This is a genomic window from Thermotoga profunda AZM34c06, assembly GCF_000828675.1.
GTDB lineage: Bacteria > Thermotogota > Thermotogae > Thermotogales > DSM-5069 > Pseudothermotoga_B > Pseudothermotoga_B profunda.
The window spans coordinates 309,191-324,671 of the sequence record NZ_AP014510.1; the positions used below are offsets into that span (position 1 = coordinate 309,191).

The following is a 15,481-nucleotide window of genomic DNA, read 5'->3' on the forward strand; positions in this document are numbered from 1 at the left end:
GGTGTTGGTATGAAAAACTTTCGTGGTAGGACTCTTGCTTTGATAAGAGATTTCTCCGTAAGTGAACAACTCTTTCTTTATGAAAAAGCCAAGGAATTAAAACAAAAATGGCTGAACAAAGAAGATCTTGATGAGTTTCAGATCAAAGACCCTGTGAATATCTACATTGTTTTTGTCGAACCCAGTACAAGAACAAAGGAGTCTTTTATAAACGCGGCGAGGTTTCACAAAAACGCTCATGTGAATATCTTTGATGCAGAACACTCTTCCTTCAACAAAAATGAGAGCTATGTTGATACCTTTAACATGCTCACAAGTTATGGTGACTACTCGATTTTCATTGTTAGAACGAGATTAGAGGGCGTCCCACGACTTTTAGAGAGAAAAGTAGGTGAGTTTGCACATAGACACGGCATTGATAAACCGGCATTCATAAACGGCGGAGATGGAAGACATGAACATCCCACACAAGAACTTTTAGATGAATTCACCTTTCTTGAACAGAATAATTTTGACAATTCATATATCAAAATCGCCTTGATAGGCGACCTGCTACACGGTAGAACGGTTCATTCCAAGGTGGATGGTTTGAAAATTTTCAAAAATGTCGAGGTAGATCTCATTGCTCCTGAAGAAATTCAGATGCCTGAACACTATGTTGAGAAGATGAAGTCGAATGGGTTTGAAGTGAGAAAATACTTCTCGATAGATGAATATCTCTCAAGCTCAAATATCGCAAGAACATGGTATTTCACCAGATTACAACTGGAAAGAATGGGAGAAGATATTCTCGAGAAAGAACATGTATTGAGAAAGGCTGTGACCTTTAGGAAGGATATGATTGATAAGGTTAAAGAGGGAACAAAATTCTACCATCCATTGCCAAGACCGAAGATCAATCCAGAAATACCAACTTTTCTGGACGAACTATCTCTTAATGGTTGGGAAACACAAGCGAGAAATGGTTTCTGGATAAGAGTTGTTTTATTATCAATGCTTGGTGGAGCTATCACAATGGAATGTGATGAACCAGAAAAAACGCCAATGGAGGAAGATGAGTATGAATTCATCATACCAGCCCAGATAGTTCATGGAACAAAAGGTGTTGCAAAAGAGGGAAAACGTGGCATCAAACCCATTGAGAATGGAACGGTGATCGATCATATAGCAAAAGGGAAGAGTACCGAAGAGGTTTTCAACACAGTTGTGAAGATCAGAAGAATTCTGAAGCTTTATGATTGCGATAGTGCCGATGGTATCTTTAAGTCTGCCGATGGAAGTTACAAGGGTTATATCAGTCTACCAGATAGATATTTGACCAAAAAAGAGATAAAAAAGCTGGCTGCTATTGCCCCTAACACAACTGTGAACATCATAAAAGATGCCTCGGTGAAAGAAAAATATAGAATCAAATTACCCCCCAAGATATACAATTTTGATGAAATCAGGTGTAAAAATGAAAATTGTATAACCCATCCAAAGAACGGTGAAAATGTAGGCGCGTCTTTTGTGAGGATTGGGGATAAACTTGTCTGTGAATATTGTGAGACACCACATGAGTACAGTGAGATATGGGTAATATGACACTTGGGAGTGATGTGATGGCTTTAAAAGACTTCAAATGGGCTTTGATCACTGGTGCGTCATCGGGAATTGGAAGAGAATTTGCAATTGAACTTTCGAAGAGTGCTTTGAACATAATCGCTGTAGGAAGAGATCATAATAGATTGAAAGAAGTTGCTAACAAGGTGAGAGAATCTTCAAATGTCGAATTTGTGATTTATCCAGCTGACCTTTCAAAAAAAGAGGATGTTGATTCTTTGATCAAAGATCTTTCGAAGTACCAGGTCGATTTGTTGATCAACAACGCAGGTTTTGGCCTCTATGGAGAATTCACAGAGCTTGCTTTAGATGAGATAGAAAAGATGATTGAACTCAATATCAAGACTTTAACCACCCTCAGCCATGTCTTTGCGAAGAAAATGATCGAAAGGAGATCTGGCGGAATAATAAACATCTCTTCGGTCGCTGGGCATATACCCTTGCCATATTTCAGTGCTTATGCTGCAACTAAGGCTTATGTGTATAATTTTTCACTTGCCCTTTGGGCTGAATTGAAAAGATACAATGTTCATGTGATGTGTGTATCACCAGGACCAACAGAAACAAGGTTCTTTGAAAGGGCTTTTAGACAACAAAGTATACAGCGATTTGGAAATAGAATGAAACCAAATGAAGTTGCCATAGGTGCACTCAGGGCATTTGAGAAGGGTTCGATCGTGTACACTCCTGGCTTGAAGAATAGATTCATCGTTTTTGTTGGCAAAAAACTCATGCCAGACAGATTCATTGCCAAGGTTCTTGGCGGTTAGCCAAGATTGTCTTTCAGAAAATTGAAAAAATTGTACCACGATATTTTTTCAATCTCTTTTTGTGTGAAACCATTTTTCTCCAATAACTCGATAAGGGCTGGTACTTTGGTGGTATCCTCCAGCCCTGTTGTTTGTTTTTGGACAGTGTTTTTGAGTGATTCATCCGTCTTAAGATAGTCGGAGAAATCAAAACCAAGACAGATATGATCGATACCAACCAAGTTGGCAACATAAGTTATGTGTTCAATTACTTTTTCTATCGTTGGATTTTCACGATCTACAATCTGTGGTAATGCACTGATGCCTATCAAACCACCGGCTTGGGCTATTACCTTTATCTGTTCATCTTTGAGATTTCTTGGAACTGGGCACAGTGAAAAAACATTAGAATGGGTTGCAATCACAGGTTTTTGAACGATCTTAATCACATCCCAGAAACTTTTTTCACTCAAATGGGATATATCGAGGATTATCCCGAGTTTTTCCATGATCTTTATTGCTTCTTTTCCAAGATCGTTCAAACCCTTTGAGGCATCATCGCATCCACAACCTGCTGCAAGATCGTTAACTTCGTTCCATGTCAGGCTCATTATCCTAAAACCGAGTTCGTAGAGTGTCACAATGAAATCTATATTTTTTCCTATGCCAATTAGACCTTCTATGCTTGAAATTACCGCGACTTTGTCATTTTTCAGTGCGTCAACAATTTGTGTATGAGTCTGTGCAAAAACAAAATCTTCGTGGTTCATCAATTTTATTTGTTCAGACCTTGCACCGAGCATCTGAAGAAATTTATCCATGGGATTCTCAATCTTGGGATTTGTCCACACAGCGGCATTTATACCCCACACATTGCCAGATTTTAATCTCGGTAAATGATAGGTTCTTAGGACATCATTTTTTCCTTTCTCTTTTTTGAGAGAAACATCGTACCATATATCTGTGTGAGTATCAAAAGTTTTCACAGTTTCACCCCGTTCTTCAATAAGCTAATGATATCACGTCTATCGATAAAAGGTTTCTCTGAATTTAGTTATTAATTTATTACTTGAATATGTTGTTTTAGATAACTCACCTAATTATAGAAACACAAGTGTAATATAAAAGTGGGTAAGCTGTTTCTTGCGTGATTTGTTTTTAATTGATTTCTTTACGTCTATACGATAACATTCAAAAGAGGTGTTTGCTGTGTTTGAAAATCTTCAAGAAAAACTGTCAAAGGTCTTTAGGTCTTTAACGGGTCAGGGAAGGTTGACAGAAAGAAATATAAACGAAGCAGTGAGGCAAGTCAAATTGTCTCTGCTTGAAGCTGATGTGAATTTCAAGGTTGTGAAAGAATTTATAGATTCTGTGAAAGCAAAGGCACTTGGAGAAGAAGTTTTAAAGAGTTTCACTCCAGATCAACAGTTTATCAAGATAGTTCGTGATGAATTGATAAATATAATGGGAAAATCTTCGGCATCTTTGAATTTGAAACACCATCCTTCTGTGATCATGCTCGTTGGACTTCAAGGAAGTGGAAAAACCACAACAGCCGCAAAGCTCGCCAATTATTTGAGAAAATCTGGGCGTAATGTCCTACTCGTGGCTGCGGATGTTTACAGACCAGCGGCGATAGACCAACTCGAAAAACTTGGAAAATCGATTCAGATAAATGTTTTTGTCGGCGATAAGAAAAATCCCGTGAAGATAGTGAGAGAGGCTCTCGAGTATGCGAAGAATTCTCAATACAATGTTGTTGTCCTTGACACTGCTGGTAGGCTTCACATAGACGAAGAGATGATGAACGAGCTGGAACAGATAAAACAGATGTCCAATCCCGATGAAATTTTAATGGTAGTCGATGCAATGATAGGTCAAGATGCAGTTAACTCTGCCACGGAGTTTAACAAGAGATTAGATCTCACGGGGTTTATTGTCACAAAGATGGATGGCGATGCCCGTGGTGGCGTCATTCTTTCAATAAGTCATATCACGGGAAAACCTGTGAAATTTATTGGTGTCGGGGAAAAGATAGATGCATTTGAGCAATTCTATCCAGATAGAGTGGCAGCGAGAATACTTGGTATGGGTGATGTGCTCACATTGATTGAAAAGGCAGAAAGAGAACTCGATAAAGAAAAGATGGAAACGATGGGTAAGAAGATGCTTCAAGCCGAGTTCACACTTGAAGATTTTCAAGAACAATTGAAAGAGATGAAAAAGCTCGGACCACTTTCATCGTTGATAGAGATGTTGCCAGGTGCACCAAAGGTAGATCTTGAAAACAGCGAAAAACAACTCAAACGTACCGAAGCGATCATAAATTCCATGACACCAGAAGAAAGGAGAAATCCAAAGATTCTCAACGCCAGTAGAAAGATTCGAATTGCAAAAGGAAGTGGTACGACTGTGCAAGAGGTGAACAAGTTGCTCAAATCTTATGAAGAAATGAAGGAACTCATGAAGAAAATGAAGCATGGGAAGCTAAAGCTTCCGTTCAAAATATGACAGGAGGTGTAAAGGTGGTAAGGATAAGATTAACACGAATGGGAAAAAGACACATGCCCTTTTACAGAATTGTGGTGGTGGATTCAAGGAAAAAGCGTGATGGTGCTTATATTGAATCACTCGGTTACTACAATCCTTTGAGAGAACCTGCTCAGATCGATGTGAATGTTGAAAAAGCTGTTGAGTGGATCTTGAAAGGTGCACAACCAAGTGAAACAGTTTCGAACATCTTGAGTAAAGCCGGAGTTCTTGCAAAAGTTCATCAGATTAAATACGCGAAAAAGGAGAAAAGTGATGAAGGAATTGGTTGAGTACATTCTCAAAGGTATTGTGAAACACCCTGAGGATGTTGTCGTGGTTGAATTCAATGAGAATGATAACAGAGTAGTCGAGATCGTTGTGAATGAAGAAGACGTTGGACAAGTTATTGGAAAAGATGGAAGGACAATCAAGTCTCTGAAAGTTTTGCTCGCGGCACTCTTTGATGATGAAAACTTCACTCTAAGGGTGATAAGGTGAGAGATTACGTGGCTATTGGTAAGATCACAAAAACCCATGGATTGTTGGGAAATGTCAAAGTTCAACCTATGACAAATGTGCTCGAGGTCTTTGATAACTTTAAAGAGGTCTTCATACACGATGAAATTCATAATGAACTTTACAAACTCGAAGTAGAAGATATCAAAAGAACCGGCAAGACATTTGTGGTGAAGTTTTCTGGTATTGACAGCGAAGAGAATGCAAAAAAGATTGTAGGATTAGAAGTAGTCATGAAAATCGAAGATCTACCGAGATTGAGTTCGCCAGATGAATACTATTACTATGAGATCCTCGATGTAGATGTTCTTGATCAAAACGGTAATTTTCTTGGGAAGGTATGTGACGTGATCGCTACGGGTTCAAACGAAGTATTGGTTGTGAAAAACAAAAATGTAGAGATTTTGTTGCCAATGATACACGACTACATTTTGGAATTTCAAAGGCAGAGACAATTGATTGTGAAGATGCCGGAGTGGATTTAATGAGAATTGTGATAGCAACGATCTTTCCAGAGATGGTCAGTGCAGTTAGAGAATATGGTGTCATAGGGCAGGCTGTAAAAAATAGAGTACTGCAAATAGAAGTCTTGAACTTCAGAGATTTTACAAAAGACAAGCACAGAGTTGTAGACGATTATCCCTATGGTGGAGGTCCTGGAATGGTCATGAAGCCAGAGCCGTTTTTTGGTATTCACGATTACTGCACTGAGAGATATGGAAAACCTTTCACAATTCTCACATCACCACAAGGAATTAAGTTTGACAACAGAATGGCGAAAGAATTATCGCAAAAAGAAAATATCTTGATTTTTTGTGGTAGATACGAAGGTGTCGATGAAAGAGTGATGAAGATCGTTGATACCGAAATATCGATAGGAGATTATGTTCTGAGTGGAGGAGAACTTGCCGCAATGGTCATCTGTGATGCTGTAAGCAGATTTGTGCCGAATGTGGTTGAGGAAGATTCTGTCAAGCGAGATTCCTTTTACAATGAATTATTAGATTATCCTCATTACACACGTCCGGCGGAATTCGCAGGGATAAAGGTTCCACAAGTTCTTTTGAGTGGTGATCATGAGAAAATAGAGCTGTACAGGGTTGCTGAAAGTCTAAAAAGAACTGCGCTGCGTAGGCCAGATCTTTTTTTGAAAAGAGATTTCTCTGAACAAGAGAAGAAGGCTTTGATCTGGCTCATAAGGGAGTTGACAAGTAATGCTCAGTGATGTTCGAGTTGCATTGATACATTATCCTGTGTTGGGGAAAGATGGTAAAATTGTCTCAAGTGCTGTTACAAACCTCGATGTACACGACATTGCAAGAACTGCCAGAACTTATAATTTGAAGAAATATTACATAGTGACAAATCTTCGCGCTCAACAGGAAGTGGTCAAAACAGTACTCAAATATTGGATAGACAGTTATGGCAGAGAAAGAAACTTCAGCAGAACACAGGCTCTTGAACTTGTTGAAATAAAATCATATCTTGAAGACGTAGTTGAATCGATAAAAAAAGAGACCGGTATGGAGCCTTTAAAGTTTTTCACATCTGCGAGAAAGAGAGAAAATTCTTTGAGTTATGATCAGGCAAGGAATTTGATTAGAAAAACTGAAAGGCCGGTTTTGATTTTATTTGGCACCAGCTGGGGTTTGGCGAATGAGGTATTGCAGAGTTGTGATTATGCACTTGAACCCATAAGGGCTGGTTCTGATTATAATCACCTTTCAGTCAGAGCGGCTGCGGCCATAATCATTGATAGACTTATAGGAGAAAAGGAGGGACAGCTATGAGCATGGACAATCTTGTTAGGATAATTGAAAAAGATCAATACAAACAACTTCCAGATTTCAGACCAGGAGATACAGTGAGAGTTCATGTAAAAGTTGTTGAAGGAGGCAAGGAAAGAATACAGGTTTTTGAGGGCATAGTCATAAGCATAAGAGGATCTGGTTTGGGTAAGACCTTCACCGTTAGAAAAATTGCAAGTGGTGGAGTTGGAGTGGAGAGGACTTTTCCATATCATGCACCTGTTGTTGAAAAGGTTGAAGTGGTGAGAAAGGCTCTCTCAAGACGTGCAAAACTGTACTATATCAGGAATATCAAGGGTAAGTTGAAACTCAAAGAACGCAAGGAAAAGGAGTCCAAGGAGTAAGATGCCTCCCAAAAGGAGCTTGAAAAAAGAGGCAATAGAGTGGGGTAAAGCCCTGCTCTATGCTGTTGTCGCAGCCACGATAATAAGGCTGTTTGTTTTTGAGACGATGCTTGTTCCAACTGGTTCGATGATACCAACTATAAACATAGGTGATAGATTATTTATAGAGAAGATCACTTACACAGCAAGAGAGCCAGAGATCGGTGATATTGTTGTCTTTTGGTCTCCTTTCATTGATGAGCGTGCTCAAACGATGCTTCGTTTATTTGACAAGTTCATGGATCTTTTTGCGCCGGCTCGATTCAAGGGACATGTAAAATACGTAAAGAGGCTTGTTGCAAAAGGTGGAGATGTAATACAGTTGAAGATCCATGAGGATGGTAAATACTATCTGTATGTCAATGGCAAGATTCCAGATGGTTTTGAAGAAAGAACTTACTCACCAGAAGGAATCTTTGGATATCCTCAGCTTATTAACCTCTTTATAGAGGCAAGTCGCCTTAGAAATAAGCCAACTGAGTACAAATCGTACCTGCAAAATTTAGCACGGCAGGATTCGTACTTGGCAAATCTGGTTTTTTCTGTAGTGGGTGGTATGTACCCAGTTCCCTTGGGTGTGCCGTTTGACAAAACTTATGATGAAATCTACAAAGGCATCGATTTATCCAAGTACGTACGTAAAACAGCCGACGGTGTAGAAGTAGAAATACCAGATGGTTTTTATTTTTTCATGGGTGATAATACAAAAGACAGTTTTGACAGTAGATATTTTGGATTTGTTCCAAAAGATCATGTGATAGGAAGGCCTATATTGCGTATCTGGCCTTTGAAAGAATTTGGGCCTGTACAGGGGAGATAATATTACTCCCCTTTTATTTTTGTTTTGGGAGGAATGTGCATGGATAATCTTCATGTTGTGGATCATCCACTCATAAAACACAAATTGACAATAATGAGAAACAAATCTACAGGACCAAAGGAATTTCGTGAGCTTTTGAGAGAAATAACTTTTCTTTTAGCTTATGAGGCAACAAGAAATATAGAAACACTTCAATTTGAAATCGAAACACCTCTTGAAAAAACCACAGGTTATGCAATTGAAGATAAGAAGATTGTAATTGTGCCAATACTTCGTGCCGGACTTGGGATGGTGGATAGTATACTGGAACTTTTGCCGAATGCCTCTGTTGGTCATATTGGTGTTTACAGAGATCCAAAGACGCTCAGGCCAGTTGAGTATTACTGTAAATTGCCTTCGTTGAATGAAACCTCTGCGGTTTTTGTGCTTGATCCAATGCTCGCAACAGGTTTTTCGGGTGTACATGCTGTAAAGATTCTTAAAGAAAGAGGAGCGAGAAATATCATTTTTGTTTCGCTCATCGCTGCACCTGAAGGTGTTCAACAATTCAGCGTTAACTGTCCCGATGTACCAATCTATACCGCATGTTTAGACAGACAATTGAATGACCACGGTTATATTTTGCCGGGTTTAGGTGATGCGGGAGATAGGCTGTACAGAACAAAATGAATTCATTTGATGTACTATACTTGAGAAATACAAACTCAAGGAGTGATTTTCTTGAAAAGATTTTCAAGGGCTTTATTGATCGTCTGCCTTATTATTTTGATCTTAATCTCAGTAGGATGCACTGATCTTTATTCATCAAACTGGGTAATAAAATCAACAGACCAAACGAAAACTGTGGGACGTGTGGGTTATATAGAAATAAAATTGACCACTCAGAGTGGTGTACCTATTTCAGATACGCAGATCAAGATAATGTACAAAGAAGATAGTCAATGGGAGAGTTTCAAAGATCCATTGACTGGAAAAGAGACTTTTGTAACAGACAAAAATGGGACTGTGACAGTTTCTGTATTTTCATCAAAAGAAATAACTTGGCAGTTCAATGCCTATGTGGTTGACAATCCATCGATAAAAACAGAGTTCACCGTGAGATTTGTAAAACCAAATTGGCTGTTCATGGTCTGGATGTGCGCGGATAATAATTTAGAAAATTATGGTTTGAATGATCTTGAAGAGATGAAAAATGCCAATGCTAATGTGTCTGTCATAACCTTTTTTGACGGTAGAAAGAATCCAGATGCGGCATACTTTCTTGACGAATTCGGTGAACAGAAAAAGATTTATACATTCGATCAAGATCTTAACTCTGGAGATCCAGATAAGTTATTGGAATGGATGGGTTCCATATTCGGTGAGTATGAATCATCTTACCGCGCCTTGATCTTGTGGGACCATGGTAGTGCATGGGTTGGAGATAGTAAGAGCCTATCAGCCACATACACTCCAAAAGCTATCTGTTATGATGACACATCTGGAAGTTCAATCTCTGTAGCAGAGCTTCGAGAAGTTTTGGAATCTTACACTGGTCCTGAGATAAATCTTCTTGGTATGGATGCATGTTTGATGGGATCAATAGAAGTTTTGTATGAATTAAAAGGTCTTGTCGACTATGTAGTTGCATCAAGTTTTAGTGTGCCAGGTGATGGATACAACTACAGTTTTCTAAACCAAATAACTTCCACTGACGATACACTGGATGTCGGTGAAAAGATAGTGGATGCCTATAGGCAATATTACGATGGCAACAGTTCTTTGGAAAGTGAAGGTCTCAGCTTGGCAGTCTATGACATGAGTAAGGTTGAATCCACAACCCTTTATATAAGCCTTCTGGGATCGAGACTGTTCAACATAATGAATAGCAGTATCAGAAGCACGATTCACAGTTTCTATCAAGATCTGACTGTATATTATTATCTGAAAGATCAGAATAATGTCTACTATCCTGTTTTAGTCGATCTCAACGATTGTGCATATCTTATGGAATTGTATATCAATGATTCTGATGTTCAAAATTACGCGCGACAGATTCAAGAATATCTGGAAGAACTTGTAGTTTATGAATATGTCGAAAAAACAGGTCGTACAATCTCCAATCCCGTGAGCATCTTTACGCCGAAAAACACCAATATTTTCAACAGCTATATTAATGACTACAGCACGCTTTTGTTCAAAAACCTCAAATGGGATGATTTTTTGCAAAGTTGGTTGAATTAAAAAAAGAGGGGATCAACCCCTCTTAATTGCTCAATCATGCGAATAAAAATGTGTAGATCTTAAATGGTTGAAAATCAAATGGTAACTTGATTTTTTGTTTTTGTTCTTCGAGTATGTTACTCAAAAAGATGTCCTTTTTGAACCACGGTATTTCGATTTTCAGTTTACCAGATGTGCCAAGAACTTCTACCAATCTCAAGACTAAATCTCCATCTTCGTTTTTTCTAAACGAGGTTATTTTGAAATTACTTGGTGTGATTTTCACAATTTGTGATGGTATTTCTAAGATTCCAGGATTAACGAGGATGGGTTTATTTAAATCTTCTGATTCCTTTACAACAGCCTTGATATCATCATAAGGGTGAACGTATACAGAATAAGTGAATTCGTGTGAACCTTCATCGGAAAAGAAGTCTGGGAATATACCTGCCTTTATCAAGGATATTGACACGAGATTATCTTTGATACCATAACCATATTTTGAATCTGTGATAATGGCAACGCCAAAATCAGTTTGGGATAGATCAACCCATCTGTGTGCTGATACTTCAAAACGTGCTTTTTCGTAGTTGGTGTTTCTGTGTGTGGATCTTTCTATAAAACCTCCTGAGATATCAAATCGAGCCTTTCTTGTTAGAACATTCACGGGAAAGTAGGCTTTCAGCAACGCTCGTCTCGTGTGCCAATCGATGATGGTATTGATATCCAGTCTTCTTGAGTTCTTCATGAGTATATAATCTTGGATGATTTTGCTACCTTCTGCTTCGTATTCTACTCTCACCACTTCTCTGACTGGACCTGATTCAAGTTTTTCTATTCTTGAGGCTTTCAAGGAAAAACCAGTCTTTTCTACGCCATCTGTGATATCCCAGTTATCCCAGTAAGCGGGAATGTTCTTGTGCATTTTCAGAATATTTCCTTCTCCTTGGAATGCGAATCTTTCCATTTCTTTGTCGTATATCTGTACAGTACCGTTGTCACTTATCTGTACACTTAAGTATTCGTTTTCCATGGAGAGACTGTTGTCTCTCTCTAAGAACTTGGATTTCTGATCTTTCACTTCGAACTCCATTTTCGTGAAGGGCTCTATTTCACTATCCAAAAGGTAGATATATCTTCCATCGTGTGTTCTTTGAAAATCAATTTCCTTTCCTTTAAAATGTAAATTGATACCTTTATTTAGAAAGAAAACAGTCTTTTTCGGGAAAGATGATAGGTTTATGATAGATATGACGTTATTATCATTTTTTCTAACAGAATCTAATGTTTCTCTTAGAAACTCTTCTGCCTTGTTTACCACTTGTGAGAGCTCTTTCTCGGTCTTTTCATATACTTCTTTGATAGCAGAACCTGGGAGAATATCGTGAAATTCGTTTCTCAAAACTATCTTCCAGAGTTCGTCGAGTTCCTTGGAATAATTTCGTTTAGAAAAAATTGAAATAATCTCTGTTGCATAAAGTGCGTCTTCGGCTTGTTTGTGAAGTTTTTTTGTACGAGATTGGGAAGTATAGGTTCCTCTATGGCATTCAAGATAGAGCTCGTTGTCCCAGACTGGGAGATTTTTCTGAAGTTCCAATGATTCAAAATATCTTTCAACGCTTTGAATTTCGAGTTTTGGGAGATTTGGAAATTCTTTTAAAATACGATAATTTTGCAACATCTCTTCTGTCGGACCTCCGCCGCCATCACCATAACCAAATGAGAGGAGGACTCTATCTGTCAGCTCTTTCTGCCTGAAATTTTTCCATGTCTCATAGATTGTATCTGGGTCTATCTTGCCATTGTAACCTTCATTGGGATTGTTGAAACTGCAATACAAAACCTTGGAGCCGTCTATTCCACGCCAGATGCAAAGATCATAAGGAAATTCGTTGGTATCATTCCAGTTCAATTTTGTTGTGACAAAGTACTCTATGCCAGCTTGCTTGAGAATCTGTGGTAATACCCATGAAAAGCCAAATACATCGGGTAACCAGCAAACTTTGCTTTTCCTTCCAAATTCTTTTTCAAAGAATTTCTGACCGTAATAGAATTGTCTTATCAGAGATTCAACGGTCGGGATATTGCAATCTGACTCTACCCACATACCGCCTGCTGGTTCCCATCTGTTTTGTTTTACAAGTTCTTTCACAGTTTCAAATAGCTCAGGATATTTTTCCTTCAAATCTTGATACATCTGAGCGGAAGATTGAGAGAAAACAAATTCTGGGAACATTTTTGATAGCATAACTGCGTTTGCAAATGTTCTTGCAATTTTTCGCTTTGTTTCCTCTACCGGCCACAACCAGGCATAATCTATATGTGAATGACCAACAAGATGAACTGTTCCAACAGGAGGATGCTCTTTCTTGAGTTTTTCAAGTTTGTTTTTGAAGATTGTGTATCTATTAATCAGTTGTTCTTTGAATTCTTTTTTCAATTTTATCCCCGTGAATTCTTCGAATTTTGGTGCGTTCCAGATGTTTTCAATATCTCCTTTAACTCCTATGTCTTGTTGGACAGTTTCGAGATATGTTTTTGTATCTCTTGGTACCCATACGTTTGAGAGAAATTCATCGCAGATATCAAAAAGTTTTTTTGATACAGGTTCTTCCAAGATATTTGCTGTCCTTATGGTAATTTCCACTGTTTTTAATATTTCTGAGATTTCTTCATCGATAATGAGTAGGAAAGCTTCCGAAAAAACTGGTTCTTGTGGTTTACCGAATAGGCCTCTTGGCATTACCTGTGCTTCCACGCGGTGAGTTTTTCCATCACAGAGTGGTGTAATATTGAGCAATCTGTGGTATTCGTTTATTTCACCGTAAGGTTTTCCATCCACTAATATGAGACTTTCCCCACCAAACCAGAATCTCAGGTAAATTCTCTGACCTTCTTGATGTGAAATGGGTTCTAAATCTTTCATAAACCAAACTGGTGCCTTTTCAAAATCCCATTTAAATGGGAAGGTGACGTTCTTTTCATAACCCGCTGGTCTTTCTTCAAGTGGACCGTTGGTGAAATACCAGATATTAAGAGACCTTTGTTCCAAAATTGTGTAAGGAAGAATCTCTGAAACGTTTTTAAGAAGTCTGTAGAAGTTTTGCTTTTTCTTCACAATCAATTCCTCCTTGTTTGTTTTTGAATCTTTCAACCTTTTAACCCTGTGAATTTTATACTTTCCAAAAGATGTTTTTGTGCAAAGATGAAGAAAATCAATGTAGGAATAACAGCTATGGTTGCAGCTGCCATCATCTGATTCCAGAGGGTACCATATCTATCTAAAAATTGTGGTAATCCAAGGGCTAAGGGGTATTTTTTCTCATTTGTTAAATATATCAAAGGTCCAAGATAGTCATTCCAGGAGGCTATGAACTGAAAAAGTCCGACTATTACAAGGGTGGGTTTGATTAGTGGAAGAGCTATCTTGAAATATGTTTGAAACTCTGAAGCTCCATCTATTTTAGCAGCTTCAAATAGATCGCGTGGAAGTGTGAGAAAAAACTGGCGAATGAGAAAGATATAAAATGGATGTCCAAAAAAAGATGGCAAAATCAGAGGCCAGAAAGTGTTAACCATGTTCAATCTGCTGAAGATCAAAAAAGTTGGTATCAATGTAACAGCGTTTGGTAGCATGATAGTTGCCAAGATTGCGTAAAAGACAATCTCCCTACCCTTCCATCTCAAAATAGATAGGCCATATGCCACAAGAGGACAAGAGATCAAAACACCTAAAACAGCACCACCTGCTATTATTAAACTATTTCTGAAATATATAAAGAAAGGAAATCTCTGCAAAGCTTTTGAATAATTAGTAAACTCAGCAATTGATGGGATCAATTTTGGAGGAAATTCATAAAGTTCGTAATTTGGTTTTAGAGAAGTAGAAATCATCCAGAAAAAAGGTGCCATATAGATTATGGTGATTAGAATTAAAAATATTGCATGAAGGAGTGCTTGTATACTGAATTTTTTGTTCACCAAAATTCCCTCCTCAACTGTAAAAGACCCATTTCTTTGAGGTTCTAAAATAAAGGATACATACCCCTAAAGAGATCAGGAATATAAACCACGCCATTGCAGATGCATATCCCATATTTCCATATCTAAAGGCATGTCTATACAAATAGATTGCTATTGATAAACTGGCATTATTTGGTCCTCCTCCAAACATAATTTGGGGTAATTCGAAGAACTGAAGTGCTAATATAGACGAAGTGATGAAATAATAGAGAATAGCTGGAGTTATCAATGGCAAGGTTATCTTTTTGAAAATTTGCCATTTGTTTGCCCCATCTATTAATGCGCTTTCATAAAATTCCTTTGGAATATCTTTCATTGCTGCCATGAGTATCATTGCTTGTTGACCTGCTCCCCACTGCGCAATAAGAATTATTGTGAGTTTGACAAGTTTGTCATCTGCAGTCCATAGGGGACCTGGTACACCAAGTTTTGCAAGAAAACCATTTACAAGTCCCAGATATGGATTAAAGAAATTCAAAGCAACCACGGCAAATGCATAGATAGGGACGACAGATGGCATGTACATAACTGCTCTAAAAAAACTCACTCCTTTGAAATCCTTCACAAGCAAGAGAGCGAGTAAGATCCCTACTACTAAACCAACCGGTACCAAGCCAATAAAATACACGAACGTATTCTGAAGACTTTTTATGAAAAGAGGGTCGTGAAACAGCTCTTTGAAATTTTCCAATCCCACCCATTTTGGTGGCAAGGTTATATGATATTCAGTGAAGCTGAAAAAGAAAGAAGCAAGAATTGGATATATTCTGAAAACCAAAAGGCCAATTATCCCTGGTAGAACAAAAAACATTGCTGTGAAAAATTGTTTATGCTTTTTCATGATAT

At 38.2% G+C, this 15,481-nt stretch carries 16 protein-coding genes; 12 read left to right on the forward strand and 4 right to left on the reverse strand.

Annotated features, from left to right (window positions below):
• Positions 1 to 9: 9 nt before the first annotated feature.
• Positions 10 to 1,584: a bifunctional aspartate carbamoyltransferase catalytic subunit/aspartate carbamoyltransferase regulatory subunit gene (locus TSP02S_RS01415; protein WP_041081338.1), complete on the forward strand. Its 1,575-nt coding sequence runs from the start codon at positions 10 to 12 to the stop codon at positions 1,582 to 1,584.
• Between the two features lie 17 nt (positions 1,585 to 1,601).
• Entirely contained in the window at positions 1,602 to 2,372 is a 771-nt protein-coding gene (locus TSP02S_RS01420) for an SDR family NAD(P)-dependent oxidoreductase (RefSeq protein ID WP_041084003.1), read from the forward strand.
• On the opposite strand, the gene TSP02S_RS01425 is transcribed toward TSP02S_RS01420, so the two are convergent.
• Positions 2,369 to 3,337 carry a dipeptidase gene (locus TSP02S_RS01425; protein WP_041081340.1) on the reverse strand — a complete coding sequence of 323 codons (969 nt, stop codon included), beginning with the start codon at positions 3,335 to 3,337 and terminating at the stop codon, positions 2,369 to 2,371. The two genes, TSP02S_RS01420 and TSP02S_RS01425, sit on opposite strands and share 4 nt — an antisense overlap.
• Positions 3,338 to 3,560: 223 nt before the next feature.
• Between TSP02S_RS01425 and ffh the strand changes: the two genes are divergently transcribed.
• Genes ffh through TSP02S_RS01475 form a run of 10 tightly spaced genes read left to right on the forward strand, consistent with a single transcriptional unit; the run spans position 3,561 to position 10,633 of the window.
• Positions 3,561 to 4,862 (forward strand): signal recognition particle protein, encoded by a 1,302-nt coding sequence (gene ffh / locus TSP02S_RS01430; RefSeq protein WP_041081342.1) that lies wholly within the window; start codon positions 3,561 to 3,563, stop codon positions 4,860 to 4,862.
• A gap of 14 nt (positions 4,863 to 4,876) precedes the next feature.
• Positions 4,877 to 5,173: a 30S ribosomal protein S16 gene (gene rpsP / locus TSP02S_RS01435; RefSeq protein ID WP_041081344.1), complete on the forward strand. Its 297-nt coding sequence runs from the start codon at positions 4,877 to 4,879 to the stop codon at positions 5,171 to 5,173.
• Entirely contained in the window at positions 5,157 to 5,381 is a 225-nt protein-coding gene (locus TSP02S_RS01440; RefSeq protein ID WP_041081346.1) for a KH domain-containing protein, read from the forward strand. Before rpsP ends, TSP02S_RS01440 begins: the two co-directional genes overlap by 17 nt.
• Positions 5,378 to 5,884, forward strand: coding sequence for a ribosome maturation factor RimM (gene rimM, locus TSP02S_RS01445; RefSeq protein WP_041081348.1), 507 nt, complete (start codon positions 5,378 to 5,380; stop codon positions 5,882 to 5,884). Before TSP02S_RS01440 ends, rimM begins: the two co-directional genes overlap by 4 nt.
• Complete coding sequence (trmD, locus tag TSP02S_RS01450) at positions 5,884 to 6,624, forward strand: tRNA (guanosine(37)-N1)-methyltransferase TrmD (protein ID WP_041081349.1); 741 nt, start codon at positions 5,884 to 5,886, stop codon at positions 6,622 to 6,624. The genes rimM and trmD overlap by 1 nt, the downstream gene beginning before the upstream one ends.
• Positions 6,614 to 7,189 carry an RNA methyltransferase gene (locus TSP02S_RS01455; protein ID WP_041081350.1) on the forward strand — a complete coding sequence of 192 codons (576 nt, stop codon included), beginning with the start codon at positions 6,614 to 6,616 and terminating at the stop codon, positions 7,187 to 7,189. Before trmD ends, TSP02S_RS01455 begins: the two co-directional genes overlap by 11 nt.
• Positions 7,186 to 7,551, forward strand: a complete 366-nt coding sequence (gene rplS / locus TSP02S_RS01460; RefSeq protein ID WP_041081351.1) for a 50S ribosomal protein L19 — start codon at positions 7,186 to 7,188, stop codon at positions 7,549 to 7,551. Before TSP02S_RS01455 ends, rplS begins: the two co-directional genes overlap by 4 nt.
• Position 7,552: 1 nt before the next feature.
• Positions 7,553 to 8,410, forward strand: a complete 858-nt coding sequence (lepB, locus tag TSP02S_RS01465) for a signal peptidase I (protein WP_041081352.1) — start codon at positions 7,553 to 7,555, stop codon at positions 8,408 to 8,410.
• 39 nt (positions 8,411 to 8,449) lie between these two features.
• Positions 8,450 to 9,079, forward strand: coding sequence for a uracil phosphoribosyltransferase (gene upp / locus TSP02S_RS01470; RefSeq protein WP_041081354.1), 630 nt, complete (start codon positions 8,450 to 8,452; stop codon positions 9,077 to 9,079).
• A 51-nt stretch (positions 9,080 to 9,130) separates the two neighbouring features.
• Complete coding sequence (locus TSP02S_RS01475) at positions 9,131 to 10,633, forward strand: clostripain-related cysteine peptidase (RefSeq protein WP_052465256.1); 1,503 nt, start codon at positions 9,131 to 9,133, stop codon at positions 10,631 to 10,633.
• A gap of 34 nt (positions 10,634 to 10,667) precedes the next feature.
• Here the strand turns inward: TSP02S_RS01475 and TSP02S_RS01480 are convergent, their stop codons facing one another.
• From TSP02S_RS01480 to TSP02S_RS01490, 3 genes are read right to left on the reverse strand one after another with little or no spacing between them, the layout of a single operon-like run.
• Positions 10,668 to 13,730, reverse strand: a complete 3,063-nt coding sequence (locus tag TSP02S_RS01480) for an alpha-mannosidase (RefSeq protein ID WP_041084005.1) — start codon at positions 13,728 to 13,730, stop codon at positions 10,668 to 10,670.
• A gap of 32 nt (positions 13,731 to 13,762) precedes the next feature.
• Positions 13,763 to 14,593 carry a carbohydrate ABC transporter permease gene (locus tag TSP02S_RS01485; protein ID WP_052465257.1) on the reverse strand — a complete coding sequence of 277 codons (831 nt, stop codon included), beginning with the start codon at positions 14,591 to 14,593 and terminating at the stop codon, positions 13,763 to 13,765.
• 13 nt (positions 14,594 to 14,606) lie between these two features.
• The gene (locus tag TSP02S_RS01490; RefSeq protein WP_041081356.1) at positions 14,607 to 15,476 is read right to left on the reverse strand and encodes a carbohydrate ABC transporter permease; all 870 of its coding nucleotides are present in this window, start codon (positions 15,474 to 15,476) and stop codon (positions 14,607 to 14,609) included.
• Positions 15,477 to 15,481 lie beyond the last annotated feature (5 nt).

What these genes read in the sequence shown, in the direction of transcription:
- rplS (WP_041081351.1), top strand. Translation starts at nt 7,186, where the DNA reads ATGAGCATGGACAATCTTGTTAGGATAATTGAAAAAGATCAATACAAA.
- TSP02S_RS01455 (WP_041081350.1), top strand. Translation starts at nt 6,614, where the DNA reads ATGCTCAGTGATGTTCGAGTTGCATTGATACATTATCCTGTGTTGGGG.
- TSP02S_RS01490 (WP_041081356.1), bottom strand. Translation starts at nt 15,476, where the DNA reads ATGAAAAAGCATAAACAATTTTTCACAGCAATGTTTTTTGTTCTACCA.
- lepB (WP_041081352.1), top strand. Translation starts at nt 7,553, where the DNA reads ATGCCTCCCAAAAGGAGCTTGAAAAAAGAGGCAATAGAGTGGGGTAAA.
- TSP02S_RS01420 (WP_041084003.1), top strand. Translation starts at nt 1,602, where the DNA reads ATGGCTTTAAAAGACTTCAAATGGGCTTTGATCACTGGTGCGTCATCG.
- trmD (WP_041081349.1), top strand. Translation starts at nt 5,884, where the DNA reads ATGAGAATTGTGATAGCAACGATCTTTCCAGAGATGGTCAGTGCAGTT.
- TSP02S_RS01415 (WP_041081338.1), top strand. Translation starts at nt 10, where the DNA reads ATGAAAAACTTTCGTGGTAGGACTCTTGCTTTGATAAGAGATTTCTCC.
- TSP02S_RS01440 (WP_041081346.1), top strand. Translation starts at nt 5,157, where the DNA reads ATGAAGGAATTGGTTGAGTACATTCTCAAAGGTATTGTGAAACACCCT.
- upp (WP_041081354.1), top strand. Translation starts at nt 8,450, where the DNA reads ATGGATAATCTTCATGTTGTGGATCATCCACTCATAAAACACAAATTG.